Source organism: Paenibacillus campi, assembly GCF_034659835.1.
In the GTDB taxonomy this organism is placed as follows: Bacteria; Bacillota; Bacilli; order Paenibacillales; family Paenibacillaceae; genus Saccharibacillus; species Saccharibacillus campi.
In genome coordinates this window covers 1,040,017-1,064,378 of the sequence record NZ_JAXSQZ010000001.1, presented here as the reverse complement: position 1 = coordinate 1,064,378, position 24,362 = coordinate 1,040,017, and the positions used below count along the sequence as shown (strand labels likewise).

Here is a 24,362-nt window from a genome sequence, read left to right as displayed (position 1 = left end):
CGTATACACTGTGCTTTTGTTCATACCGACAGCACAATAGCAGTATGACCCCCGCTTATGATGCCGTCCGCATGGGCAAGCGATCTCATTTACCACGGCAATCCAAGCTTAATTGCCGCTCTGTAATGTCGAATTCGCCTGCTCGTTCAACTGGTTGAGCTGTTCCTGAATATCCGCTCCGCCGACGACAATCTGATCGAATGCGTCGCTGATCTGTTTGCCGATCGTTTCCCATTCTTTGACCGATGGCGTGGAACGTGCTGTCTCCATCTGTGTGCGGAATGTGCCGATATTCGGGCTGTTGTCAAATGCTTTGTCCTCCCACGCTTTGGTCGTGGATGGCAAATCCTGTGTCAGCTCATACCATTTGACTTGTACTTGCGGATCGTTCAAATAACTAATGAACTGCACCGCTGCCTCGGTATTTTGCGAGGTGCTGAACACGGATAGATTGGAGCCGCCAAGCACGGAAATGCTTTCACCGCCAGCCGTTTTAGGCGGGATGACTGCGGTTCCCCATTGCTCTGGTTTAAGCTCCGGCAGTTCTGTCTTAACTTGGTTCACCGACCACGGCCCGCTAATGAACATCGGCAGAATGCCTTCACCAAACGAAGGAATAAGCTGCATATCACTTTGGGTCGGAGCGATGCCCGCTTTGAAAAAGCTACTTAAATATTGAATCGTCTCCACATAAGGAGGCTGGTTCAACTGTGCCTGTTTGTTGCTGTTAATCACTTCACTGCCATTTTCCCAAGCAAATGGCATCGTAAATAACGGGTCTTTGCTGTCAAGCAAAATGCCATAATTGCCATTGCCACGTGCAGCTAGCTTGGTCGCTGCATCTTTCAGCTCGTCCCAGCTTTTCGGTGGCTCGTTGTAGCCGACCTGTTTTAGCAAGTCTTTGCGATAAAAGAGCACCCGCGTATCGATATACCACGGCACACCGACCATTTTGCCTGCATAAGTCATTTTGGTACGGGCACCTTTAAAATAGTTATCCGCTTTCAAATTTGGATATTTGTCCACATAAGGCGCCAAATCCTGTAGGGCACCCGCATCGGCAAATTCCGGTATCCAGCTCATCCCAAGCTGTACAACGTCCGGGCCACTGCGCGAAGCGACCGCTGTGAGCAGCTTGTCATGGGCGTTATCCCACGGAATCGCTTGCACTTCGACTTTGATATCGGGATGTTTCGCTTCAAAATCCGGTAGGAGCTGGCTAAGTGCCGTGCCTTCCGCCCCCATTCCCCATACTTTTAAAATCCGTTTGCCATCAGAAGTCGTATTGTTTGTGCTGCCGCCGGCACAACCCGCCAGCAGCAGTGAAAAGATAAGCACACCCGATAATGCCAGTTTCCAACCTATTTTCATTCACTACACCTCATTTAGAATTGGAACGAACTGTGCCGCGAATGACAAGTTCCGTATCCAATGTATAGTGCTGCGCCACCGACTCTCCTTTTAAAATTTGAAAAATCAAATGTACAGCGAGTGCGCCAACTTCGTAATCAGGCTGTCGCACCGTCGTCAGCCCCGGATTCAAAAAACGCGCTTGCACGATATCGTCAAATCCGATCACCGAAATGTCTTCCGGCACCCGTATGCCTGCTTCCTGCAAGGCGGTAATGCCGCCCAGCGCCATCTCATCGTTAGCAAAAAATACCGCTTCCGGCAAATCACCTTGTGCAATCATAAGCTTGACTGCGCGATAACCACCTTCTTCGGTAAAATTACCGATCAAATTCCAGCGTGGTTCAATCGTCAGCCCATGCTCCTGCATCGCCTGTGTAAAGCCGCTGTAACGATCTTTATTATGCTTGCTGCTTGCCGGACCAGACACAAAAGCAATCCGGCGGTGACCATTTTCGATCAAATAGTTGGTCGCCAGCAAGCCGCCTTTTTCATGATCGGCTTCTACATAACAGACGCTTTCATGCTCCAATCGTCGATCAAGCATTACGATCGGAAAGCCTTCACGTGCCGAATCCATAATCGTGCGATCCGGAATGTTATGAGCGAGAATGATCGCGCCATCTACACGCTTTTCCTTAATAAATTTGACTGCGGTGGAGGAATCACCACCGATCGAGCTGCACGCGATCAGATCATAGCCATTGTTGAGGCTCACTTCCTGGACGCCTTTGATCAGACTGGAATAATACGGTCCCGACAGATCGCTTAGCAGCAATGCGATCGTATTCGTGCGCGAACGCTTTAGATCAGATGCGATTCCGTTTTTTTGATAATTAAGCTGTCGTGCTGCGTCGAGTACTTTATCCCTCGTTTTGGTGCTTACCCTGCCAATGCCATTAAGCGCATAGGAGGCGGTTGAGACCGCCACCCCGGCAAGGGCAGCCACATCCTTAATCGTTGCCCCCATCTGCCCACCTCTGTTTTTAATCAGGTTATGTTGCTTCCGTTACTTTATCATGTTCCTGATCATGGAGTGAAGCGCCGTTTCGACTGAACGTTCAGCAATCATTTCACCAAAATCAATAATCGAAACGTTTCGATTTCATTCAAAACGATATTTTTGTATTTTATTGGAAAATACAGTTTTTTATGATTTAAAATCACTTTTTGCTTGTGATTTTTAAATCATAGCCCCATTTTACCTTTGTCGATCATCTAAAACGATTCCTCTAAACGAATATCAATTTGCAGAAAATGATACGTTTTTGTCGAAACGTTTCTACATCGCTATTATAGCTCGGCTTGTAACCGATTTCAACTGGTTTTAAAATTTTTTTGTTATTTTTTAATTTCGACAATAATGTGTAGATAGGCTAACACTATGTAGGTGCAATCCAACTTCATTTTACGATCTGAAATATATCTTTCCGCTAATCAAGTACAACCGTATCAAAATAACGAAATCGGTCGACATGACCAAACCAAAAACAAGCTCGACCGCAAAATGATCGAGCCGATCAAGATGAAGATGCTGACGAATCGAGGCGAAAACGGTCGATCTGCTCCTGCACACCTTCCGCCTGCAAAATACGCACTTGCTCCGCACCGAGCAGATCAAAATGCGGATACTGCTCGCGCAGATGCATATAACGCGGATTCAAGCCATACGCTTTGCACCAGCGCCGCAATTTATCGATATCGGCACAGCCTACTTTTGTTACCGTTCGAATGCCAGGAAATCGATCATCGATCCAGTAATGGGTCAAAAATGCGATTTCGCCCGCGTCCACTTTACGTTTCCATTGTTGTAGCTCTGCTCGCTTAATTCCAAATGCCATCGTCTTCAATCACCTTTCCGGCTCTGCCAAGTTGGAAAAGGAACAGCCTCTGCCGCCTAAGCGGAACTGTTCCTTTGTAACTTACTAATCATAAATATAAGGTCAACGAACAATATCCGAGTCATCCTTCGACTCGCCTTCCGGATAAGCATTTTGGCTGGATGAAGAACGCTTAATATGCTCGCCATCTTTCTCCTCACGTTGTTCCAGCTTCAAATCTTCTACCGGTATCGCATCCACCGTCTGCTCGGATTCAAAGCGGTCAAACAAACTTTCCTTATCGGTAGGATACTGTTCGGCATGATCGCGTTTGCCAGCCTGGTTGTCGATCTTGTTGTTGTCACGCGGTTCTGTCATCGTATACATCTCCTTTTGCTGTACGGATGTACAGCTATTTTATACGAATGGGGTTATGTATTTTTACCTCTGTGGCGTGAATTGAAACAATTCGTTCTGTTCGTCCCGCATCCGATGTAGTTGCTTCTAATGTGAAAGGCATTATAAAAAATACCGACAGCTAATCGCTGCCGATATTTTTACATGCTATCATTCCATCATCATTTAGCGTATAACGATTCATCTCACATAAGATGAGCATATATCTACACTAAAGCATGCGCTAATGTGTATACGGTTCCTATTTGGAACCGTTTAGAAACGAGCGCCCCATACGCAAACCGGTTTAGATACTGCTGTACTTTTGCCGGTATACGTAAGTTTACCGCTGTCTGCATCGATGCTGAAGACGACGATATTGTTGCCATCACGATTCGCTACTAATGCATAACGACCGCCTGGCAATAGCGAGAAGTGACGTGGGTGTCCACCTTCTGTTGAGACATGCTGGACGAGTGTTAGCTCGCCTGTTTCCGCATTGACGGCATATTGTACGATGCTATCATGTCCACGGTTCGAGCCGTACACATAACGTCCATCTTCAGAAATCGCGATTTCGGCACAGCCATTCGCACCATCGTAGTTTGCAGGCAGTGTCGTAATCGTCTGCACTTCGGTTAATGTACCTGTTGACGCTTCATATTGATACACTGTTACGGTGGCGTTTAGTTCATTAATAATAAAAGCAAAGTTGCCGTTTGGATGGAACACAAGATGGCGCGGACCTGCACCCGGAGCGCTAACCGCATCGGTAACAAATTTCAGTTCATTGGATGATTGCACGAGTTCGTATGTGCGTACACGATCCAAACCGAGGTCTTGTACGAGCGCATATTTGCCAGCTGGGTCAAAAAAGGTAGAGTGTGGATGCGGACGATCCTGATTTTGCGGATCAACACTATGACCTTCATGCTGGTGTACATCGAGCAGTTCGCCTACACTACCGTCTTCTTTGATACCGATCAAGCCGACCATACCGCCATGATAGCTTACCATCGTTAAATAACGGCTATCGGCAGAACGTCCGATATGGCAAGGTGGCCCATCAATTGTGCGCACACGGTTAAGCAGTTCCAACTTGCCATGTTCCGCATCGATAACAAATGCTGCCGCTTCACCGCCTTTGCCTTTTGGACCTGTTTCCGATACTGTTTCACCAAGCGCATACAGACGACGGGCGGCTGCATCCACATTTAGAAACGTCGGATTTTGCAAGCCGGCAAACGAGTCGGTCGCTGTTAGCTCAGCCGTTGTTTCATCAAATTCATACACATATACTCCCGGATTGGTGGACTCGGCATACGAGCCGACAAATACGAGCATACGTTCAGATCGTTTAGTCATAGTAATTTTCCTCCAATATGGTATGATCTCATTTTCACCTATGTCAGCGGCTATTATGTAAACTTCAATCGCTGGAATAGCCGTACACTTTACTATATAACCTTAAACCGTTACGTCGGAAAAATCAAAAAATTCATCTTCTCCCCTTCTATATACATAAAATGGAATCTACATTACACTGGATAACAATGGAAGCCCATTTCCGGTTCGCCGGTCAGAAACAGACTATCTTTTATGCGATTATTTATGTTAAAGGAGTAGAGATCAATGAATCATCATAACGATACAAACGATCAAACTGAATCATTAACTTATGCGCAAGCTATTCCGCTGCTTGTGCGTGAATTACAGCTTACGTTAAGTAAACTGCGCTTCATTAAAGCACCGCAAGCAAGCGATTATTTTACAACGATCGCTAATGATGCGCCGTATAGTAGCGATATGCTAATTGCTCATTTGAACGGATTGCCATTATCGTCAGCGCTTAATCCGGCTGCCTGGATGCAGCGTAGCGATTTTACGATTTTGCTCTGGCATGCGTTGACCGGCATACATGCTCAACTGTTTGCATTGCATGCTGCCGAAGCCGAGCCCAAACAGTCAATCCATCGGCAAGATGTACATACAGCGCATCGTTCTCCGAAGTCAAATGCAGCGGAATCAGCTGCGCCTGGACTGCATTTCAACAATTCGGACAACGCTGAACATTTGCCAAACTCAGACTCTTTACAACACTCCACCTCTATCGATGACTCCAACCGGGATGAACTTTTGCAAAATGTGGAACATTCAGACAATGTGGCGCAATTCGAGCATGCTACATATCATATTTGGCAACAAATGATCCAGAGCGGCATTACCGAGCTTCGTCAAAACGACGACTTTCGTGCCGCCGAGCCGATTACGTATGCCGAAGCGCTAGCGATGCTAACACGCGCTCAAGCGCTCATTGCTCGTTATAGAACAGCACCGCCAGAGGATGATTTTTTCTGATCGTTTGTAATAGGGAGTACAGCATTACGACGGACGTGTCCATTTTAAATCTTCATCTTAACGATCCAGGCGAGTGTGGCATATCGTTGATCATGCCACACTCATGTGATCGCTAACGATGCTTTGCAGACGCTACCGACTCGCTCCCATCCCATTCCTCTGCCGTAATCGCATATAACAGATGATCCTCCCAGCTCCCGTTAATGCACAAATATCGCTTTGCCAGCCCCTCATTACGAAAGCCAACTTTTTCCAATACACGTTTGGACGGCTCATTCCACGGCAGCACACCTGCCTGAATACGATGCAGCCCTGCTTTTCGAAACGCATACTCGGTCACCCAGCGCAAAGCTGTCGTCGCATAGCCATGACCATGATGCTGTCGATCGACAAAATAGCCAACCCCTGCATTTTGAAAAGGGCCTCTGGCAACGCCGCTTAACTCTATCCGACCGACCAATTGCCCGTTATCAAAGCGAAACATGCCAAACACATACCCGCTGCCCGCTCGCAAGCTTTGTTCTCCTTGCTCCAGCAGCTCACGCTGTGTGTCTAGCGTCCAATAATATTGCGGGCGCACCGGTTCATACACCTGCATATATTCCCGATTGTCCAGCCGTAATTGCAGTAATGCTTCTGCATGCTCTACGTGTAACGGTCGCAGCTCGATACCGCTATGTTCAGTTTGCATGATGATCGCCTCCTTTGGTGTTGAATAACAGACCAATCGGTTTTGGCTGCTATGGTCGAGTGTATTCATTGTTGTGCTGGCATACGCTTATTATTCAGCATCCAATAGCGCTGCCATAGCGTATCCAGATGCATTTGCTTACACATTTTAGCACATAACCGCTCAGCAACCGCAGCACAAATAAGCTTCAGTATCCGCAGACACTGAAGCATGTCATCGTTAGGCTGTTCGTCAGCGCATACGCCGAATCCAAAATGTGAAAATATCGCTGCGCACATAATCAAGCGAATATAGCACCCGACGATTCATTTCGTCATAATGCGTCTGCTTCATCAGCAGTACGGTTGCGTCGGGATGCACAGCAAGCTTGCGGCAGTGCAGATCACCTTGTGAAGGCACGATAATTTGTGAATCGGCACTAATAATACGAATGCCTGCTTCACGCTCCAAATGTTGAAACAATGAGCCTTTGAAATGCTGTTCATTTAACGTATCACCTGCAAATGCTGCCGGAATATAGTTGACCGAATGTGCGACCGGTTCCTGATTCGCCATTCGACTGCGTTCCAGCGCAATGACCGGATCATGCTCTTTCAGTTCCAAATGAAATGCGACTTCAGCAGGTGCGTCTAGTTGACGAATATATTCCAGCCGTTGTTCTTCTACTAGACCTGCCGATACGATCATATCACCGATGCTGTACAGACGATCAAGTGAGCTTGGGATCGTTTGCAACGAACGGGTAATGTATGTACCGCTGCCGTGTTTAACGAACAGCTTGCCTTCATCTTTAAGAAGCCGGATCGCTCCGCGTACAGTCGTGCGACATACGTTAAACTGCCCTGCCAGTTGAGCTTCGGACGGAAGGCGGTCGCCTGCATCCATTTCCTCCTGCTGAATCCAGCGTTCAATCTGTGATTTTATATATTGCTGTTTGACCGACATGGAATCGACGTCATCCTTTCCTTCGATATTGATCATATGATACTAATCTTGATCGTGTTTGTAGTGATCTGTTTTGACAAACAAAGGTAACGCTATCGCCCGCTTCACTAGTACCTTGACCGAGATTAATTTGAGTGTTCAATCTGTTTTAAAATCGCATGGATCAGGATTTCAGTACATAATCAAAATTAACATTTAACTTGGTCAAGGTACTGGACTTAACTTAGCACTAATCGGCACTTCCAGCTTGGATATAGATCGCATTCGTAAATGCAATCATGCCATATACATCGCCAAAACAACCATATAGCTCCGCACGTAGCCAACGTGCAGGCGCTGCAATGCGCACTGTCCACTCTTGCCATTGTTGCTCTGAATCGAGCTTCGTCTCCGCCAGCACACCTTGATCGCTCATTATGACAAGGCGCAGTTTCTGTGCAGCTAGCTTATACTGCGTATGACGAAGACGGCGATCGAGCCGAATATGAAGTTGCAGCTGTGCGTTAGCGCCAACGATCGTATCGCCAATACGGTAAATCGTACGTTCGCTTCCATCTAGCTGGGATAATGAGGAGCTAGTATGTATGTTCTCCAAGCCCGCTCCATCCTCCTGCTGATCTACAGCTTGATTGTGCACAACAGCGTACAGATCGAGTACAGGTCCCATCGTCACCGTCAGTCTGCCGCTACGAATCGCTGCGATATATTGACGATCTTGCACACGATGAAGGGAGGCACTGTATGTTATGCTGTGCGGATTGTCGATTGCAGCGGCATTGTCAGTGCGATGCGGATCATCCGCCACACTAACCGAATCGAGATCGCTGTCATTAGCATGCTGCTCATTCGTCGTATGTTGCTGCTCGGTTTCGTTTAACCGCTCGTGAGCGTGCAGCTGTTCTGACCCTACCTTACTCTTGCCCGGCGCTGATCCGTATTGACTATGCTCCTCTGTCACACTGCCCAATCCAATATACGTAATCGCAGCTGGCGCATCGTCCGGTAATGTGCGATGCCAGTCACGCCCGCTCGTTGCCGCCAGACGATGACCTTCATTAAGCAGCGCTGTCCATAACGCAAACGCACGCTGACTATCCTGCTTCATAAAGGGCATCAGCGTCGACCATACTTCGATATAGTCTACTTGACTCCAATTATGAATCGGATATTCCCAATAACATCCCGTACAAATCGGACTCCCAATCCGAAAAGGATGAGCGATCCCGGCAATGCCGCCTGCTTCGTGCACATGGCGAATCCCTTGTTCAATATCGCCTTGACCGACCTGTCTCCAATCGACATATTGCTGTAGCCCTAGCGTCACCATATGCCCGTAAAATGTTGTCCACTCCATCCCGGCAATAATGCGTAGCCCGATGTCATGTTCCACCACATCACGATCAACCAATCCGGATTGGGTATTATGGTCGGTTAATGCAATCACCTCAATGCCTGCTTGTTTAGCTGACTGTGCCAGCTCTTGGAGTGATTGTGAACCATCGCTGTGAAATGTATGGGTATGCAGTTCTGCAGGTATCCAGCGTAATGTCATTTTACATCTCCTCCCATAATTCGCAGCTTATAATGACATTGCTCGGTTACAACCGCATGCAAGCTAAGCGTAACCGTCCATAACCCAGCCGGATGATCACCCGGCCAAAAGCCTGGCGATGCTTCTGATGCGGTCAATACATGTCGCTGCACCGGGTCCATTCGGTGTGCTTGTCCACGGTGACGCTCTGGATCATCGAGCGAAAGTGTTAGTAGATTTTGCAGTGGAGCGTATTTACGCCAGTCTCCTTCATGTTGCTGTGTATAGCCATACCGATTCATTGCCCGGGTAATAAGTTGCTGTGCCATCGTTTCATCATCTAGCAACTTCGGTTCATAGCTAAATTCCAGCTGTAAACTTGGCACAGGCGTATGCAGCATAAATCGATGTGCAATATGGCTTTGCGCGCTAGCAGCATATACCGTACCGGCGGCTTCATAGATGATGTTCATCGCTTGCCTACTCCCTTCATTTACGTATCCAACCGATCATTACTCCAAAGTAATGCTGTTGGCTCTGCTGTCGTTAACACGACTGATAGCTCCACTGTAATGCCTGCCACTGGTTGATATTGTTCATCAAGCGTATACGCATACATATTGCCGATTTGCACTTCGTCCAGTCCGCCGGGCAGCAGCACGGCACGAATCGCGGCAATGTCATCGAGCACTAGCTGTTTGTCCGTTTTGATCGTAGTCGCAAAGCCTGGATATGGGCCTTCGTAAGCGGCGCGAAACGTACCGATCCGCAGATCAAAATAACTCGACGACAGCCATTGTTGCTCCCCTTTTAAACGAAGCTGGTAATCGATGCACGTCTGGCGCAGCAGCGATATATTTTCGCCGGTCACTTCATCGATCGGCAGCTCAGTTTGCGACTCATCATTTACCGAATCCAGCCACTGCTTTAGCCCATGAATAAACAAATAATGCCGCTGATCCGCCAGTTTCCATGAATGACGATTAACAGGCTGTTCCAGTTCATACTGCCGATTCATCTCCCAATTGCTCACCTGGTGAATAAATGGATACAGCACCATCACCCGTTCGCGCGGTTCACCATTGCGATCCCAGTAAAGTAGCGGCGGCAGCATATACCGATAATCAGACACTGGTACATCGGTAAAATTACCGTTAGCAGTAGCCGCCTGTAATACCGGATGTCCACCGCAAGCGGTATGACCGGCAAATGCTGTTTCCACATGCTGCGGGCCTTGATACGTATGACGCAATACCGTTCCGTCTCCATCGAGTTCCAAACGATGCATCCATTCGATATCGGTCGTACGCCCCCATTTACTCATTAACAGACCAGACGGTGTTCCTTCGTCCTCATGACTGAATACGAGATGATATTCGATCACTGTGCGCTCTTGCCGCTGCTCAAGTGAATATAGCAGCAGCAGTGGTGTATCGGTAAATGTACTTTCATACGGATGAGTAAGCTGACGCCCATAAATGACCGGCGTATGCCGATACACTAGCGCAAGCGGCTGCTCATAACCGATATGATACAACCCTGCACGCCGTACGACAGCGCGTGTCGCCCGCTGTGGTGTCATTTCGCGCTGGAGCATTATCGTTATTGTATGAGTTCCAGCAGGCAAGCAGCCGAGCAAGCGTACATAATCGAGCGCACGATCACCGTAAAACAAAATTACGTCCTGCTGATATTGTCCGTTCAGCTCTAGTCGCAACACAACCGACTCGCGTCCCTGCTCCTGCCAATGGCTGTCCCCTGCCGCTTCAAGCGCGATTACAGCATAACCGGGCTGCTCCAAGTGAAGTTGCAAGCGAAGTGACTGCTCACTATCCACCACAGCATCGGTGACGATACGACCATGATTCATACTGTCCGGCTCACCGGTCACCGCATGCACTTCCAGTTCATAACGCTGCCATCCATCTTCCAATGTATCCGCCTGCCTCGACACCGATGGATATTGCTGATCCATATTCCGCCCACTCCCCTGTATGATATGAACGATATCCTAATCCGTCATCACCTAAGCCTGTTTGTCCATATCCTGTCCCATCGTGCGAATATAAAAATACCCCATCACTGAACATAGCAAAAACATAAACACCGCCATCGCACTTGCCGTATGGGTTTCCTGATAATTGGAAAACACTTGCTGCATCGCTACACCAAGCACTTGCGGCGAATTGGCACCGATGAGAAACGGAGCGGTAAAACTGCCGATAATGCCCATAAAAATAAACGTCAATGCCACCCACATCGTCTTATATGACAATGGCAAAATAAAACGAAAAAACAATTGCAAACTGCTTGCTCCCGCATCACGTGCACTATCTACGACCGAATTCGGTACAGCGGCAAGCGCCGAACTGAGCAGCATCGTCGCAAACGGAATATTAAACCACAAATTAGCAATAACGAGCCCACTATAGCTGTAAATGATCTTCGGAAACGTATCGATCCCGACTAACAGCAGCAAGCGTGCCATCCAGCCATGATTGCTGTACAGTGTGATCAGTCCATAGGTCGCAATCACACCAGGCACAAACATCGGGATAAAATACAATCGATTGATCCAACGCGCCACCCAGCCTTTACTAAAGCGCAAATATACAGCAAGTGCATAACTAATTAGCAGTGCGATGACGGTCGATACAATCGTCACATTGAGCGTATACACGATATTGTTACGCATCGCCGGTTCGGTAAACATCCGAATATAGTTACCTAACCCAAACTCACCGCTATTTTGATCGACTAGACTTTCCTGTACCGCATACAAAATAGGCAAAATGACGACAACGAACAAAATGAGAAAGGAGGGGATGACCAGGGCAAGCCCTAGCATCCCTCTCTTTACAGATGGACTCATCGGTTATTGTCCTGCCACTTCGCTCTGCCAGCGTTGGTTGATTTCTTTTTGCAAATCGCCGCTATTAAATTGACGATACCCGCCAGACACACTCGCAAATTTGCTTTGCAAATCTTTTGGCATCAAACTCCATTTAATCCCTGGATAACCATACATTTTATTGACGATAATGGTCTGTGCTTCCGGTGTGAGCACATAGTTTAACAGCTTCTCGGCAGCTTCTTTTTTAGCGGACATCGCTGGTATCATCAGATAGGACGAACCGCCTGTAAATGGAGGATTAATTTGCGTCAACTTCACCGTCGATGGCAGCAATTGTTTGTTCAATTGTTCCAATGCCATATCCGACCATGCCGGAATCATATCCACTTCACCGCTTGCGAGCAGATCAAGTGTACCTTGGTTTTTTTTCGGATAGACGCCTTTTTGATACATATAAGGACCTAGTTCTTTGAGCAGGTTAAAACCTTTATCCCATTTTTGCGCCATCGCTGGATCACTGCTGGTCATCGCATCGGCAGGTAGGAAATTGTAGATCGCTGTGTCGACAAACGAATTGCCTGAACCGCCTGTCGCCGGATCATTGTAAGCAAATCTGCCTGGATGCTGGCGAATCCAAGCGTACAGCTCATCCGCTGTTTTGGGCGGCGAGCTCACACGTGAACTGTCATACGCTAGCACGACGGAAGACGCGCGGTATGGAACCGCCAGATCGTTCGCTTGTTTCAGCGCATTGCTGTCCACATTGGACAGATTCGGTATGGCAGAGCTATCCAGTTTTGCCCAAATGCCCTGGCTGTTGCCGCGTGTAATATCGTCCAGACCACCTTCATACAAGTCCACATCGACATTTTGCTGTCCACTTTGTTTGGCAGCAAGCAGGCGATCGACCGCAGATTGACCGCCCGTGCCGGATGGCAAATAAACGAGCTTTACTTTGATCGTCGGATTCGCTTTTTCGAATTCAGGAATAAGTGTCTCCCACAGCTCTTTTACATTCAGTGAGCCGCTTGTGTAGAGCGAGATTTCCGTAGTGCCTGTACCGTTTGCACTTGCTGCTTCCGAACCTGATTTGCCACTGCATCCTGCTAGCAGTGCAATACTAAGTACGATCAATAAAAGTGAACTCCATTTGGCTGTTGTGAACACATTGTTTCCTCCTCGAATATGAGCAAATGACTATCCGTTTTGCGCTATTTCTGTAACATGCAACCGTTATCGTGTCTATATCTGTAGACGATCCTTCCAATCACCTCAACCTTCTTTGGCGATACCTGTTCTGTTGCAACCGTTATATGATCGGCATACTCATACGGGAGCGACTGCAGATGCCGCTGCCTGTTGACCAACCGTAATGCCTGCTGTGCTATGTGCAAATGTAGTGAATTTACGCAACCCGATTTCAATCGCATCTCCACTGTGCAAATGGACGGCATGCTCGCGTGGAACGAACATTTTGATCGTCTGTTCCATGCAAACAATCGATATCTCGGCATAATGTCCAAGCACCATCACCTGACGAATCTTACCGACTAGACCGCTTCCTGTATCCGTCACATACACATCCTCCGGTCGCACGGCAATCGTACATGCACCTGGCAACAATGTTTGTCCAGGCGATACTTCGAGCTGTAATGTTTGCAGATGAATATGCGTGCCATCACTAATCGCAGGAAGCAGATTAATGCGCCCGATAAAGCTGGCGACAAATAGCGACTGCGGACGATCGTAAATGTCCTGCGGTGTAGACAATTGTTCAATCTGCCCGGCATGCATAACGACAATGCGATCGGAGATCGATAATGCTTCCTCTTGATCATGGGTGACAAATACCATCGTCATCCCGGTACGCATCTGAATTTCGCGCAGCTCCTCCCGCATCTCCATTCGCAGCTTGGCATCCAGTGCGGAAAATGGTTCATCCAGCAGTAACACATCAGGTTCCAGCAACAATGCGCGTGCAAGCGCTACCCGCTGCTGCTGTCCACCGGATAGTTCGGCTGGATATTTGCGTGCTGCTGGCGCAAGCTGCACCAGTTCCAGCGCTTCGGTCACCGCACGCTGAATAGATGCCTTTTTGTGCTTACGAATGTGTAGTCCAAAGGCGAGATTGTCATATACGGTCATATGCGGCCACAAATTATAACTTTGGAACACCATCGCAGTTGGTCTTTTTTCGGGCGGCAACTTCAATACGCTTTGACCGCGAATGAGAATATCGCCGCTGTCCGGCTCCAAAAAACCACCGATTGAGCGCAGCACGGTCGTTTTGCCACAGCCGGATGGGCCGAGTAATGTGACCATTTCGCCAGGCTGCACATCAAGCGTAATATTGCTAACACCGTCGCCGGTTTTGAATCGCTTGCTTAATTGTCGAAGCGAGAGTTGAGGTTGTGTCACGGGATGTCCTCCTGTTTCCGTTTTATTTCACTTGAAAACCGCCTGCCAGCACATCTGCACTTACAAATCGACGTGCCGCCAGCAGCAAAATGATCGTCGGCAGCGTTAAAATGACCGAGAATACGGCGCCTGTCGTGCTTGGATAATCAGCAATAATCGAATACATAATGATCGGCATCGTTTTATAGTCGGGAATACCGACCAGCAGTGTGCCTTGCGCCTCATCTAACGATGCCAAAAAAGTAAAGATCGAAGCGACCATAATGCCTGGAAATGCCATCGGCAACGTTATTTTCCAAAACACCCGTAACGGTGTCGCACCGGCATCACGCGCCGATTCCTCCTGTGCACGATGGACACTGCGAAATGCCGACGACGGAATCCATGTCATATACATCAATGTGTTGACCATATGAATGAGCACGATTCCGACAAATGTATTCATCAACCCGAATTTGTAAAACAGCACCGCAATCGATACGTACAACCCCATTTTCGGAAACGCATGGGTCAGCAAAAATGAAAATAAAAACCAGCGACTGAGCGGAAAAGCGATCCGTGCAAATGCGTACGCCGCTGGAATGCACACGATAATCGAGCAAATCGTCACAACGGTAGCAATGACAAATGAAAGCGAAATCGATGCCAGCACATCATCTTGTGACAATACAAATTGCCACCATTCCAGCGACCAGCTTTGCGGTAATGCCGCCGGATATTGCCATTTGCCCGATAAGGCAAGCAATAACAAATTCAACAATGGGCCTAGAAAAAAAATGACAAATATAACGAGCACAATAAATTCCACTACTTTTCTCGCACCTAGCGAGCGTAAATACCAGCTCATAACTACATCCTTCCTACCCGGATTCGCTCCATCTCTGTCCTGCAAAGTTGTCTAGACGTCCTAATGACTCGCATCTCCGAGTATAAAGAGCGTTTATTAGCTGTACATGCACCGCAATTTATTTTTGTGTAAAGGAAATTTCTGTCTCTACTCACAGCTTACGCAATACACAGCCGTCCGATCATAGCTGTAAAATAACGCTATCATTGCGTCTAGTAGCGGATTTTGCCTATACAATTAGCCCACTTCCGACAGTTCGATTAACTGGCAGAAGCGGGCTATAGATTATAAATAACACGACAAATCACGATGTGCTCATTTACGCGGGATTTACATTTAAGGTATCAACCCATAAAATTGTGTAGGCTTGAGTTGCTGCATGTCTGGATGGCGCTCCAGCAATCCGTGTCCATATATAGTAAAATCCATCCATTTTATGGTTGCCAGCACACCGGATGAATGGATATGTTATACCCATACCCGAAATAAGGAGGCTCACTTTTGAACCTGACAACTGAAGATTACACAGTCTATATCCAAAAATATACGAATTATATGTATATCGAAAAAAATTTGTCGATGAAATCGATCAAAGCTTATCATTCCGACTTGAATCGTCTCGGCATATGGTTACAGCAGCACGACTATGACTGCATTACCGAAGATATTATTCATGCGTATTTTTCCGAACTCATTCAGAGTAATACGCTAAAAGATTCAACGATCAAACGCAAATATATTACATTTAAAAGTTTTTTCGGCTTCATGGCGCAAAAAAACTGGATTACCGCCTCTCCGCTAATCCATCTAGGCAAACGATTCAAAACGGCAAAACGCATCCCCAAAACATTGCCACAGCATGAAATCAAACGGCTGCTTACCGCACCCGAAAAAGAACGCTCCGCCGGCAAAAGCCCATTTCAGATGCGTTTAAGCGTACGTAATGATGCGATTATCGATTTGCTCTTTTCCACAGGCATACGAATTGGCGAACTCGTGCAAATTCGGCTGAAAGATATCGATCTGCGCAATCGTTCAATCGTCATTTTTGGCAAAGGCCGCAAAGAAAGGATGCTGTACTTGTCCAGCGCCGAATTGATCGCTAAAATTCAACAATGGCTCAAAATCCGCTCCCAGTTTGCGCCGAAATGTGATGCATTATTTTTAAATAAATACGGGCAGCGACTATCCATTTATGGGATCGAAGATATTTTCGCCAAGTACAAACAATTAGCCCAAATCAACACCAGTGCAACGCCGCATTATTTGCGCCATTCTTTCGCTACCCAATTGCTTGAAAACGGCGCTGATCTGCGCGCGGTGCAGGAAATCCTTGGACATTCCAGCGTCAGCACAACCGAGATTTACACCGAAGTGTCCATTAAACGCAAGCGCACCGTGCTTAATAAATACAATCCTAGAAACAAGTTTGAAACGTCCAAATAACTATAAATTATTTGGGGGTTTTATAGTGTACAACAATTCACATCATATTGAAAATTTATTAAAAAAAGTAACGTCCATCAAAGATCAATACCAAATTTCCCTGTTAACGAACACAGCTAACAAAACAAAAGCGATCCAGCAAAAAACGCTGCATGATAGCGATTATCATGAATTTTTATCTGTCAAAGAGTATGTGGAAATTTTAAAAGGCATTGAGCAAGCTGGTTTTCATACCCACACGTATTTTAACGAGCTGGAATTTATTCATCAAACATTAGAAGAAGCTTATTATCAACATCGTCAGATTGTGTATAATTTGGCACATAATGGTAATTTTGTTGGTAAAAAGTCGCTCATTCCTTCTTTTTGCGATCTGTTATCGATTCCATACATCGGTTCCAACGCATGGGTTAGCTCATTTTGTAAGGCAAGATATATGTATAGCAAATATGCGATCGCGCACGGCATTAAAACACCTAAAAGCTGGGTATATTCTTCCGACGATACTTGGTTTAACAACGATTCTCCTATGCACGGGCAAAAAATTATCGTCAAACCGTTGTATGAGTTTGCCCTTACAAACTGGGGTGAAAAGCCCATTTTTAAATATGATGCCAAAACGTTTAAAGATGGGCTACATCAAACTAAATTGAAAGAACAGTATCCGCGTTCAACACAATGGCTTGTGCAAGAATACATTTCCGGCTATGACTGCGAAGTTCCGTTATTTATCGATCAAAAACCAATCGATCTTGCGATCGTCGGCGTGTTTATCCACCGTGTGACTGCGGTAAAAACTAATCTACTGATGTCGGAAGGACTGTATCATTACGATTTTTATGATATCCATTCTATTTTGAAAAAAGAACAAATCGATTGCATAAGCGTAACCGCACGCACGATTGCACAATTAATCGGCTTGCGTCATTATGGTAAAATTAATTTCAGAATTGATAATCAAGGTGATATTTATTTGCTTGATATTGACAGCTCGCCGCAAACGACAAAGCACAGTTCATTTGATTATACATTTAAGCAGCTGGGATTTAAAAATTCCGACATTTATGCGTGTATAATTGCGATGGCTTGTGAACAGATGGTTACATGCTGAACTAACGCATCGTCTATTCAGCAGTAATTGGTACTCAATCATAGGATCATGATTTGCAAATCTGATCAAACCGTACAAACACAGCAACATGTTTTATGGCTTTACATATTTTTCCTTTCTATAGCTGACGATCATAGCGAAACGTTATTTTGGTATGTTTCAGGTGCGCTAAAGCCGTTATAGGTAGGTGTTTGTCTAACACTAACTCCAAACGAGAATGGATACACACAACAACAGTCATTATAAAATCAATCTGTCGATAGATGAGATCAAGGAATGAACTAAAGCAGCTCAGTACCATTTATAGGATAAGGAAAAAGAAGCGTAGGAAGGCTTCTTTTTCCTTCCTGTACTGCTGCAAGCAAAAGCTTATACGATCGGGGTTTTTATCTGTGCTATTTAACAATGCAGTATATCTTTGTTGGGGTGACAGGATCATCGAGGAGGAACATTCGATCAAGTAGTCACATTGCGTTTATTTGTGATTATTGTTGCAAATAGCTGTGTTTCATCCGATATAAATCTTATTAGTATATCTTTATGATTGTATCTTGCTATGCCTGATCGTTTGGATACTGTATATTTTTCAATCCCAGTTTTTGCGTATTGTTGTAGCCATACGATTATACATCTGCTCCATAAGCAATAGATTTATCTTATAAATTGGGTATTAGAAACTATAAAACCCCCAAATAATTTATAGTTATTTGACTAACATCGCCTCAAATTAATCCATTAGTCTTGGGTACATTATACTCTCAATAAAAAGGAGAGTCTCCACTTTTTTCTTTAAATGGAGACTCTTTTTGATACATATCATTTTATTGCTTTTCCCAGATCACTTGCAGTTCATCTAAATCAGCAATCGTGTGCCACGGCTTCATACCGAGCGCATCATTCCATGCAAAACTACGCCGCAGGAAAATACCACGCATGCCCACCTGAGCTGCGCCCCAAATATCGTTTTCCGGATGATCGCCTACAAATACCGTCTCCGTTGCGCTAGTGCCCAATCGCTCCAATATCATCGTATAAATGCGTCGCTCCGGCTTTTGGATTCCAGCTTCACCCGATGTCAAAATCACATCAAAATCATGCTCTAAGCCAAGATGCAGCACTTTGCCATATTGAATTTGATAGGTGCCGTTTGTTAGCAACCCCAGCTTAAAACCTTGCTGCCTACAGGCGGCGATCGCCTCACGTGCATGTTTCATCAGGCGCGCTTCTTTCATATAATGTTCATTGTAATAAGCAAACAATCGATCCACATCCAGCTGTTCCGACCACGGTAGACGCTCTGTTAATTCAGCAAAAAAGCCGCGTTTTTCCCGATATCCATCCGCATCTGTAATCCGCAAATATCCGATAATATCCCGTGCTAGCTGCTGATCTACATGTCCGAAATAATCGCGTACAAGCCGCTCTGAAAAAGCGCGAAACGCATAATCCCGATCCATCAACGTATTGTCCAGATCAAAAATGACCGCTTTAATCGGCGCGTCCAGCGCTCCTACTGCGGGTTGCTGACCGTCATGCTTCTGTCGTAATGGATGGTTGGACTGCTCACCTGATACTTGCTCCATCATGTTATACGTCTCCCCTGTCTATATGCTGTTCACCTGACTGCATCAATCGCTTGCAGCATTCCGTTTATTCTACAAAAGGCACAGCAACATGGCAAACCGAATTCGCAAATGTATGCGCTATGTATATGATCCCAACTTAAATTAGCACATGATGTACGATGACGATCGATTGCCAAAAGTGAATATGCTAATTCGACCAGTAATCTGAACATTGGGGTTACGGCACAAAAAAAGACTACATCGATCACACTCACCGAATGCAGTCCTGTTATTTTATCGTAACAGCAGCCCTATTATGAGCAATCAGGCATCATTGTGCATGCGTGTGCTAGTGCCTATCTCTTTGGTGCTGCTTAGCGCTTGTCTATCATCTGTTCCTACTCGTGTTAAGCGCTGCAATATGAATTGTACTTGGCTTATTCGTCATAGCTTGCTTCACTGTTCCTTTTACTTTACAACAACACATAATTGCGATCTTGTTCTTCTTTCTCTTTGGGTAAAATAGCAGGCTCACGGTGCGTGACCATCATTTCCTGCTCGGTCACATAGACTGCAAAATCAGGAATTTCATACAGATAGCGCTGCTGATACAGCTTGCGGCAATCTACTTCCAAATAAGGCGAATCCGCCAGCACTGGCAATTTTCCGGTTTCATTAACATAGTCATCAACCGCCCATTGCACACGGTCAAGATGATACGGAATATGACGTTCACTTTCCTCAAACAGTTCAAATGTCTCGCGCGATAAATAAAACTTCTGATCAGACAATCCGCCCAAATAGCGGGTTAAACGCCCAAGATCGATGCTCCCATCTTCCTGCATAAGCACGGTACGATTGATGCCATTACCCATATCGCGTTCAAAACGTAGCACTGCACTGCGTAATTCATCCAGTGTTACATGCACAGACGGCAAACGGTTAAACGTTTTTTTGCCTTTGTTTTTGAATCGTTCTAGAATCGACATAATTGTCTCTCCTCCCTGGCACATCGTCTTATAGACATGTGCAGAAAACGGTTACAAACCTATGCAAATAAAGCGACTCATTTTTATTTGTACTTACTAGTATTATACCGCATTTAACAAACAGTATACCGTGTTTTTACAAATTCATACGTTTTTAGACCAAATTGATTCGATGTAGCTACGATTTATTCCCTTACTTAGGTATATGCTCGGATACATTTACGTTTTTACTCGCTTCTCTGCTCCTGGTTCGATATGCTTACATTGTGAATGGAATGTACGTAAGTAACCCGATCCCTGCGGTTTTACGTCAAATATGGTATGATGAAGAACGGTGAGTTTATAGACTATATATGCGGATATGGAAAGGAGATTTACCCTGTATGCAAGATGTTATTATTGTCGGTGCCGGACCGTGTGGCTTGTCTGCCGCGATTGAATGTGAGCGTCTGGGCCTCCATACCCTTTTGATCGAAAAATATAATGTGGTGCATTCGATTTATTTATACCCGACCAATATGCAATTTTTCAGCACTGCTGAGCTGCTTGAAATTGGTGATTTGCCATTTCCAACCCCAAACGAAAAACCGTTTCGCCATGAAGCATTGGCGTATTACCGCCGTGCTGCCGAGCATTATCATTTAAATGTACAACCGTACACCGAAGCGACCGGGATTGAACAACATGCGGACGGCAGCTTTTCGCTGCAAACGGTCAATCGGCAGGGCGAGCAGCATACGTATCAGGCGCGTCGGATCATTATTTCGACCGGATATTTTGATCATCCGAACTATTTGGGCATTCCGGGCGAAGACTTGGACAAAGTGACCCACTATTTCCGGGAAGCGCATCCGTACACCGGTATGCGTGTAGCGATTATTGGCGGCAGCAACTCTGCGGTTGATGCGGCGCTGGAAATCGTCCGTGTTGGCGCTAAAGTCGATATGGTTTACCGTGGCAATGATCTGTCTGCCAATATTAAATCATGGGTGCGTCCGATCTTTGAAGGTCTCGTTATGAAAGGCAAAATCACGCTTCATCTAAACGCAGCGGTAACGAATATTACCGAATCCGAAGTGCATATTACGCGCACCACAGATGGCACGGTCGATAAGCTAGACAATGATTTTGTGCTGGCAATGACCGGCTTCCGTCCTGATCGCAAGCTGATCACATCGATGGGTGTGACGATGAGCGATGATATGGATAAACCGCGTTTTGACCCGGATACGATGGAGACGAATATTCCCGGTTTGTATGTAGCTGGTGTAATTGCCTCCGGCCGTAATGCCAATGAAGTGTTTATCGAAACCGGTCGGCGTCACGGCGCGCTCATCGCCCGTCATATTGTCGCTAATTTGTCGCCTGGCGAGCACTTAGCGCCCAAAACATGGGCAGAAGGATAATCGACAGCAGCGAATGATCATCATATCATTCTGCTTGCACTCTACCCTATTTTACGATGATAAAGCAAAAGGAGTAACCACATATGGGTGCTATCGATATGCCTTCGCTTATCCTGCTTGTCATGGCAGGGCTTGGCATTGTCGGCAAAAATACAACGGTGACGATCGCCATGATCATTTTGCTGCTTATTCGTGTACTCGGCTGGCAGCAAGCTTTTCCGTGGCTGGAAAAGTACGGTTTGACGATTGGGATTATTGTATTGACGATCGGTGTAATGACGCCGCTTGCCAGCGGCAAAATTTCCATTGAGACGATCATGTCTTCCTTTTTGAGCTGGAAATCGCTCGTCGCTGTCGGGATCGGTCTGTTTGTCGCTTATTTGGGCGGACGCGGTACGATTTTGATGACGAACCAGCCTACATTGGTAGCCGGGCTGCTCATCGGAACGCTAATCGGTGTTGCCTTTTTCAAAGGTGTTCCGGTTGGACCATTGATTGCAGCCGGCTTGTTGTCGCTGTTGGTCGGTAAGTCATAAGCGGACAAGCATATACTTTTTTGCAAGATCACATATATTGTGTAGGGCATCATATGGTATACTGCCAGTACCGCCCTCTTTCAGAGGACGACATTCAACTATGTATATACGTATGCATGTTCAGGAGGATTTCCCATGTCCCAGGCTTTTGTGATTGAAGCGGTGATGGTTGCCATTTATGGCCAGTTACTTAATCCGGACAAACCGGTCACTTATATTGTTCCGTACACGACGATTATGGAGTTGTACGAATTTGCCGAGAGCGAAGAACCGCTTATGAACAGTGCGGTGGAAGATCGTGAAGTACGCGATCGGATTCAGGAGCTGATTCGCTATCTGGAACAACCGCTGAACAAAAAGAAAATTCAGCGCTGTTTACAAATGCCCTGGTCGCAAAGCGCCGGCATCGTATTCAGCGACAATGTACAGCTAGCGGTCGTTAATGCACTGGATAACGCTTATTATGGCGAATCATTTGATCCGATTGAAACGGAGCTGATTTTATCTTCACTCAAAAAAGAAGCACCGATGCTGACTGATCAATTTGAGCTGATTCAGCGGATGATTGAGGCGAAAGTGCCTGTGCAAGTGTTTGATATCGAGGACTTTACCTATGCGTTGGAAGGCACTTCACACGTATAAGTGCACCATTGCTTGCTCGCTGGATAAGGCGTAGTTCGTACCGTAACGGATCGGAATGTATAGTGCGCAACTAATGCTGTTGGACGTAAATTCGTATTTTATATGTACGTGAATACGACACAACACATAGCGAGCAAACGGTCATACTGTATGCTGTATCGCCACATTATGCTGTATCTTTATGTTACGGTCTAGTAATAAACCAACTCTGCCAACGAAGCTTCCAAAAGGATGTCTGTACGCGGACAACGCCTTTTGGAAGCTTTATTTATTTAAGTGAAGATCATATGCCAATGGATCGGTTAGCGGATCAGCCGCTTTAGCAAGCGCTAACGATACCGATCTGCACAAGCACAAGCTTGTCAGCAAACGATAAACACGAATGCCCAAACAAGCACAACCCTTTGTACAGATTGGAAATCAATCCACCTACCCTTCCAGCTAGCTCAAATAAACCGCGCTCAGGCTGTCATATATCTCCGCTCATCCCATACATGCTCAGCATCGAAGCTGCCAGCATAAAAAAGCTAGCCGATAACCAAAGCACCGCATACCGTCCTTTCAACACACGCCGCTGGGTAAAATACACAGCCGCTGTCGCAAACATCACACTCACCAGCACCCATACAAATACAAACATCGCCTTAACTGTCGTCATTTGCCTCACAATCCTTTCCTTGTATGGAAATATACATTTGCCGTTTCCTCTGACTTGGACAACACGTTTGATGTAAATTATACGTTCCGTACATGAATGGAAGATGACGATAGGCTTAATATAATCTAAATTCTGCTAACAATCCACAAGTTAACATTCAAATTTAACATGCTCTCCTTCCCAACACAAAAGCGGTGCGCACATTACCGTGCACACCGCTTAAGCTCGTTTACCTGTTTAACGTATAATTGCGGAACGATTTACGATTCCGGAATATAGGCATAACGGATATCATCCTCGTGATCCATATACTCCACATTCAGTCGATAACCGTTTAAATACCACATATCCTGAGATTCCATATAGAACTGAATACCTTCCGTCTGCTGTTGAAGTGCTGGACTGATCGGCGGTTCTACCGAAATACCGAGCGAAAAGCCCGGATGGATATCACTATTGCTGCTGTAGCGGGCGTAAAAGCGAATCGCATCGCCCTCCTTTAGATCAAGCTCCTTTTTGTACCAACGTGCTGCTTCATCGGATACTGCAATGGACATAATTGATCCCGCCTTTCTTCGAATAAATTTCGGTTGATTATCGATCATCCTGTTTACAAACAAAATGGGCTTTGTATCCTTTACCCCAGTCACGCGCTTATTATATCATGCTTGCCACGTATTCGTCATAGCTTTTGATCCGCTTGATTTGTGCAACATCACATGTCAGCTAGTTTGAAGCA

Annotated in this window: 24 protein-coding genes; 6 read left to right on the top strand and 18 right to left on the bottom strand. The window is 46.0% G+C overall.

The window, feature by feature from the left end:
• Nucleotides 1-108: 108 nt before the first annotated feature.
• The 5 genes from U1I11_RS04300 to U1I11_RS04280 all read right to left on the bottom strand — a co-directional run bounded on the left by U1I11_RS04300 (nt 109) and on the right by U1I11_RS04280 (nt 4,991).
• On the bottom strand, nt 109-1,371 hold the full coding sequence (locus U1I11_RS04300; protein ID WP_322904093.1) for a sugar ABC transporter substrate-binding protein: 1,263 nt from the start codon (nt 1,369-1,371) through the stop codon (nt 109-111).
• A 10-nt stretch (nt 1,372-1,381) separates the two neighbouring features.
• Nucleotides 1,382-2,380 (bottom strand): LacI family DNA-binding transcriptional regulator, encoded by a 999-nt coding sequence (locus U1I11_RS04295; RefSeq protein WP_322904092.1) that lies wholly within the window; start codon nt 2,378-2,380, stop codon nt 1,382-1,384.
• A 550-nt stretch (nt 2,381-2,930) separates the two neighbouring features.
• Nucleotides 2,931-3,251 carry a hypothetical protein gene (locus U1I11_RS04290; RefSeq protein WP_322904091.1) on the bottom strand — a complete coding sequence of 107 codons (321 nt, stop codon included), beginning with the start codon at nt 3,249-3,251 and terminating at the stop codon, nt 2,931-2,933.
• 102 nt (nt 3,252-3,353) lie between these two features.
• Nucleotides 3,354-3,608, bottom strand: a complete 255-nt coding sequence (locus tag U1I11_RS04285) for a hypothetical protein (RefSeq protein WP_322904090.1) — start codon at nt 3,606-3,608, stop codon at nt 3,354-3,356.
• 294 nt (nt 3,609-3,902) lie between these two features.
• A complete protein-coding gene (locus U1I11_RS04280; RefSeq protein WP_322904088.1) occupies nt 3,903-4,991 on the bottom strand; it encodes a lactonase family protein in 1,089 nt (362 codons plus the stop codon).
• 267 nt (nt 4,992-5,258) lie between these two features.
• On the opposite strand from U1I11_RS04280, the gene U1I11_RS04275 reads away from it, so the two are divergent.
• The gene (locus tag U1I11_RS04275) at nt 5,259-5,984 is read left to right on the top strand and encodes a hypothetical protein (protein WP_322904086.1); all 726 of its coding nucleotides are present in this window, start codon (nt 5,259-5,261) and stop codon (nt 5,982-5,984) included.
• A 112-nt stretch (nt 5,985-6,096) separates the two neighbouring features.
• Here the strand turns inward: U1I11_RS04275 and U1I11_RS04270 are convergent, their stop codons facing one another.
• From U1I11_RS04270 to U1I11_RS04230, 9 genes are all read right to left on the bottom strand, one after another.
• A complete protein-coding gene (locus U1I11_RS04270) occupies nt 6,097-6,675 on the bottom strand; it encodes a GNAT family N-acetyltransferase (protein ID WP_322904083.1) in 579 nt (192 codons plus the stop codon).
• Nucleotides 6,676-6,906: 231 nt separating this feature from the next.
• Complete coding sequence (locus U1I11_RS04265; protein ID WP_322904082.1) at nt 6,907-7,656, bottom strand: GntR family transcriptional regulator; 750 nt, start codon at nt 7,654-7,656, stop codon at nt 6,907-6,909.
• A 193-nt stretch (nt 7,657-7,849) separates the two neighbouring features.
• Nucleotides 7,850-9,172, bottom strand: coding sequence for a CehA/McbA family metallohydrolase (locus U1I11_RS04260; protein WP_322904081.1), 1,323 nt, complete (start codon nt 9,170-9,172; stop codon nt 7,850-7,852).
• Nucleotides 9,169-9,624, bottom strand: a complete 456-nt coding sequence (locus U1I11_RS04255) for a hypothetical protein (protein WP_322904080.1) — start codon at nt 9,622-9,624, stop codon at nt 9,169-9,171. The genes U1I11_RS04260 and U1I11_RS04255 overlap by 4 nt, the downstream gene beginning before the upstream one ends.
• A gap of 20 nt (nt 9,625-9,644) precedes the next feature.
• Nucleotides 9,645-11,126 carry a hypothetical protein gene (locus U1I11_RS04250; protein WP_322904078.1) on the bottom strand — a complete coding sequence of 494 codons (1,482 nt, stop codon included), beginning with the start codon at nt 11,124-11,126 and terminating at the stop codon, nt 9,645-9,647.
• A gap of 51 nt (nt 11,127-11,177) precedes the next feature.
• Nucleotides 11,178-12,023: an ABC transporter permease gene (locus U1I11_RS04245; RefSeq protein WP_322904076.1), complete on the bottom strand. Its 846-nt coding sequence runs from the start codon at nt 12,021-12,023 to the stop codon at nt 11,178-11,180.
• 3 nt (nt 12,024-12,026) lie between these two features.
• Nucleotides 12,027-13,172 carry an extracellular solute-binding protein gene (locus tag U1I11_RS04240; RefSeq protein ID WP_322904074.1) on the bottom strand — a complete coding sequence of 382 codons (1,146 nt, stop codon included), beginning with the start codon at nt 13,170-13,172 and terminating at the stop codon, nt 12,027-12,029.
• A gap of 159 nt (nt 13,173-13,331) precedes the next feature.
• Nucleotides 13,332-14,423 (bottom strand): ABC transporter ATP-binding protein, encoded by a 1,092-nt coding sequence (locus U1I11_RS04235; protein WP_322904072.1) that lies wholly within the window; start codon nt 14,421-14,423, stop codon nt 13,332-13,334.
• A 22-nt stretch (nt 14,424-14,445) separates the two neighbouring features.
• The gene (locus U1I11_RS04230) at nt 14,446-15,270 is read right to left on the bottom strand and encodes an ABC transporter permease (RefSeq protein ID WP_322904071.1); all 825 of its coding nucleotides are present in this window, start codon (nt 15,268-15,270) and stop codon (nt 14,446-14,448) included.
• Between the two features lie 501 nt (nt 15,271-15,771).
• Between U1I11_RS04230 and U1I11_RS04225 the strand changes: the two genes are divergently transcribed.
• A complete protein-coding gene (locus U1I11_RS04225; protein ID WP_322904069.1) occupies nt 15,772-16,716 on the top strand; it encodes a tyrosine-type recombinase/integrase in 945 nt (314 codons plus the stop codon).
• Between the two features lie 25 nt (nt 16,717-16,741).
• Nucleotides 16,742-17,827: a D-alanine--D-alanine ligase family protein gene (locus U1I11_RS04220; protein WP_322904068.1), complete on the top strand. Its 1,086-nt coding sequence runs from the start codon at nt 16,742-16,744 to the stop codon at nt 17,825-17,827.
• 821 nt (nt 17,828-18,648) lie between these two features.
• On the opposite strand, the gene U1I11_RS04215 is transcribed toward U1I11_RS04220, so the two are convergent.
• Both U1I11_RS04215 and U1I11_RS04210 read right to left on the bottom strand, forming a co-directional pair.
• Complete coding sequence (locus U1I11_RS04215; protein ID WP_322904066.1) at nt 18,649-19,413, bottom strand: HAD family hydrolase; 765 nt, start codon at nt 19,411-19,413, stop codon at nt 18,649-18,651.
• Nucleotides 19,414-19,865: 452 nt separating this feature from the next.
• On the bottom strand, nt 19,866-20,381 hold the full coding sequence (locus U1I11_RS04210) for a DUF3939 domain-containing protein (RefSeq protein ID WP_322904065.1): 516 nt from the start codon (nt 20,379-20,381) through the stop codon (nt 19,866-19,868).
• Nucleotides 20,382-20,764: 383 nt separating this feature from the next.
• Here U1I11_RS04210 and U1I11_RS04205 point away from each other — a divergent pair, with 383 nt between their 5' ends.
• From U1I11_RS04205 to U1I11_RS04195, 3 genes are all read left to right on the top strand, one after another.
• Nucleotides 20,765-21,787, top strand: coding sequence for a YpdA family putative bacillithiol disulfide reductase (locus U1I11_RS04205; RefSeq protein WP_322904064.1), 1,023 nt, complete (start codon nt 20,765-20,767; stop codon nt 21,785-21,787).
• A gap of 92 nt (nt 21,788-21,879) precedes the next feature.
• Entirely contained in the window at nt 21,880-22,323 is a 444-nt protein-coding gene (locus tag U1I11_RS04200) for a DUF441 domain-containing protein (RefSeq protein ID WP_322904507.1), read from the top strand.
• Nucleotides 22,324-22,458: 135 nt separating this feature from the next.
• A complete protein-coding gene (locus U1I11_RS04195) occupies nt 22,459-22,965 on the top strand; it encodes an ADP-heptose synthase (protein WP_322904063.1) in 507 nt (168 codons plus the stop codon).
• 469 nt (nt 22,966-23,434) lie between these two features.
• Here U1I11_RS04195 and U1I11_RS04190 read toward each other — a convergent pair whose 3' ends face one another.
• Together U1I11_RS04190 and U1I11_RS04185 are read right to left on the bottom strand one after the other, a co-directional pair.
• Entirely contained in the window at nt 23,435-23,623 is a 189-nt protein-coding gene (locus tag U1I11_RS04190) for a hypothetical protein (RefSeq protein ID WP_322904062.1), read from the bottom strand.
• A gap of 260 nt (nt 23,624-23,883) precedes the next feature.
• Nucleotides 23,884-24,180 (bottom strand): HesB/YadR/YfhF family protein, encoded by a 297-nt coding sequence (locus U1I11_RS04185; RefSeq protein WP_322904061.1) that lies wholly within the window; start codon nt 24,178-24,180, stop codon nt 23,884-23,886.
• Nucleotides 24,181-24,362 lie beyond the last annotated feature (182 nt).

Bases quoted from the DNA above. Each gene is read 5' to 3' on its own strand.
- U1I11_RS04300 (WP_322904093.1), bottom strand. From the start codon at position 1,371: ATGAAAATAGGTTGGAAACTGGCATTATCGGGTGTGCTTATCTTTTCA.
- U1I11_RS04295 (WP_322904092.1), bottom strand. From the start codon at position 2,380: ATGGGGGCAACGATTAAGGATGTGGCTGCCCTTGCCGGGGTGGCGGTC.
- U1I11_RS04290 (WP_322904091.1), bottom strand. From the start codon at position 3,251: ATGGCATTTGGAATTAAGCGAGCAGAGCTACAACAATGGAAACGTAAA.
- U1I11_RS04285 (WP_322904090.1), bottom strand. From the start codon at position 3,608: ATGACAGAACCGCGTGACAACAACAAGATCGACAACCAGGCTGGCAAA.
- U1I11_RS04280 (WP_322904088.1), bottom strand. From the start codon at position 4,991: ATGACTAAACGATCTGAACGTATGCTCGTATTTGTCGGCTCGTATGCC.
- U1I11_RS04275 (WP_322904086.1), top strand. From the start codon at position 5,259: ATGAATCATCATAACGATACAAACGATCAAACTGAATCATTAACTTAT.
- U1I11_RS04270 (WP_322904083.1), bottom strand. From the start codon at position 6,675: ATGCAAACTGAACATAGCGGTATCGAGCTGCGACCGTTACACGTAGAG.
- U1I11_RS04265 (WP_322904082.1), bottom strand. From the start codon at position 7,656: ATGATCAATATCGAAGGAAAGGATGACGTCGATTCCATGTCGGTCAAA.
- U1I11_RS04260 (WP_322904081.1), bottom strand. From the start codon at position 9,172: ATGACATTACGCTGGATACCTGCAGAACTGCATACCCATACATTTCAC.
- U1I11_RS04255 (WP_322904080.1), bottom strand. From the start codon at position 9,624: ATGAACATCATCTATGAAGCCGCCGGTACGGTATATGCTGCTAGCGCG.
- U1I11_RS04250 (WP_322904078.1), bottom strand. From the start codon at position 11,126: ATGGATCAGCAATATCCATCGGTGTCGAGGCAGGCGGATACATTGGAA.
- U1I11_RS04245 (WP_322904076.1), bottom strand. From the start codon at position 12,023: ATGAGTCCATCTGTAAAGAGAGGGATGCTAGGGCTTGCCCTGGTCATC.
- U1I11_RS04230 (WP_322904071.1), bottom strand. From the start codon at position 15,270: ATGAGCTGGTATTTACGCTCGCTAGGTGCGAGAAAAGTAGTGGAATTT.
- U1I11_RS04215 (WP_322904066.1), bottom strand. From the start codon at position 19,413: ATGATGGAGCAAGTATCAGGTGAGCAGTCCAACCATCCATTACGACAG.
- U1I11_RS04210 (WP_322904065.1), bottom strand. From the start codon at position 20,381: ATGTCGATTCTAGAACGATTCAAAAACAAAGGCAAAAAAACGTTTAAC.
- U1I11_RS04205 (WP_322904064.1), top strand. From the start codon at position 20,765: ATGCAAGATGTTATTATTGTCGGTGCCGGACCGTGTGGCTTGTCTGCC.
- U1I11_RS04195 (WP_322904063.1), top strand. From the start codon at position 22,459: ATGTCCCAGGCTTTTGTGATTGAAGCGGTGATGGTTGCCATTTATGGC.
- U1I11_RS04190 (WP_322904062.1), bottom strand. From the start codon at position 23,623: ATGACGACAGTTAAGGCGATGTTTGTATTTGTATGGGTGCTGGTGAGT.
- U1I11_RS04185 (WP_322904061.1), bottom strand. From the start codon at position 24,180: ATGTCCATTGCAGTATCCGATGAAGCAGCACGTTGGTACAAAAAGGAG.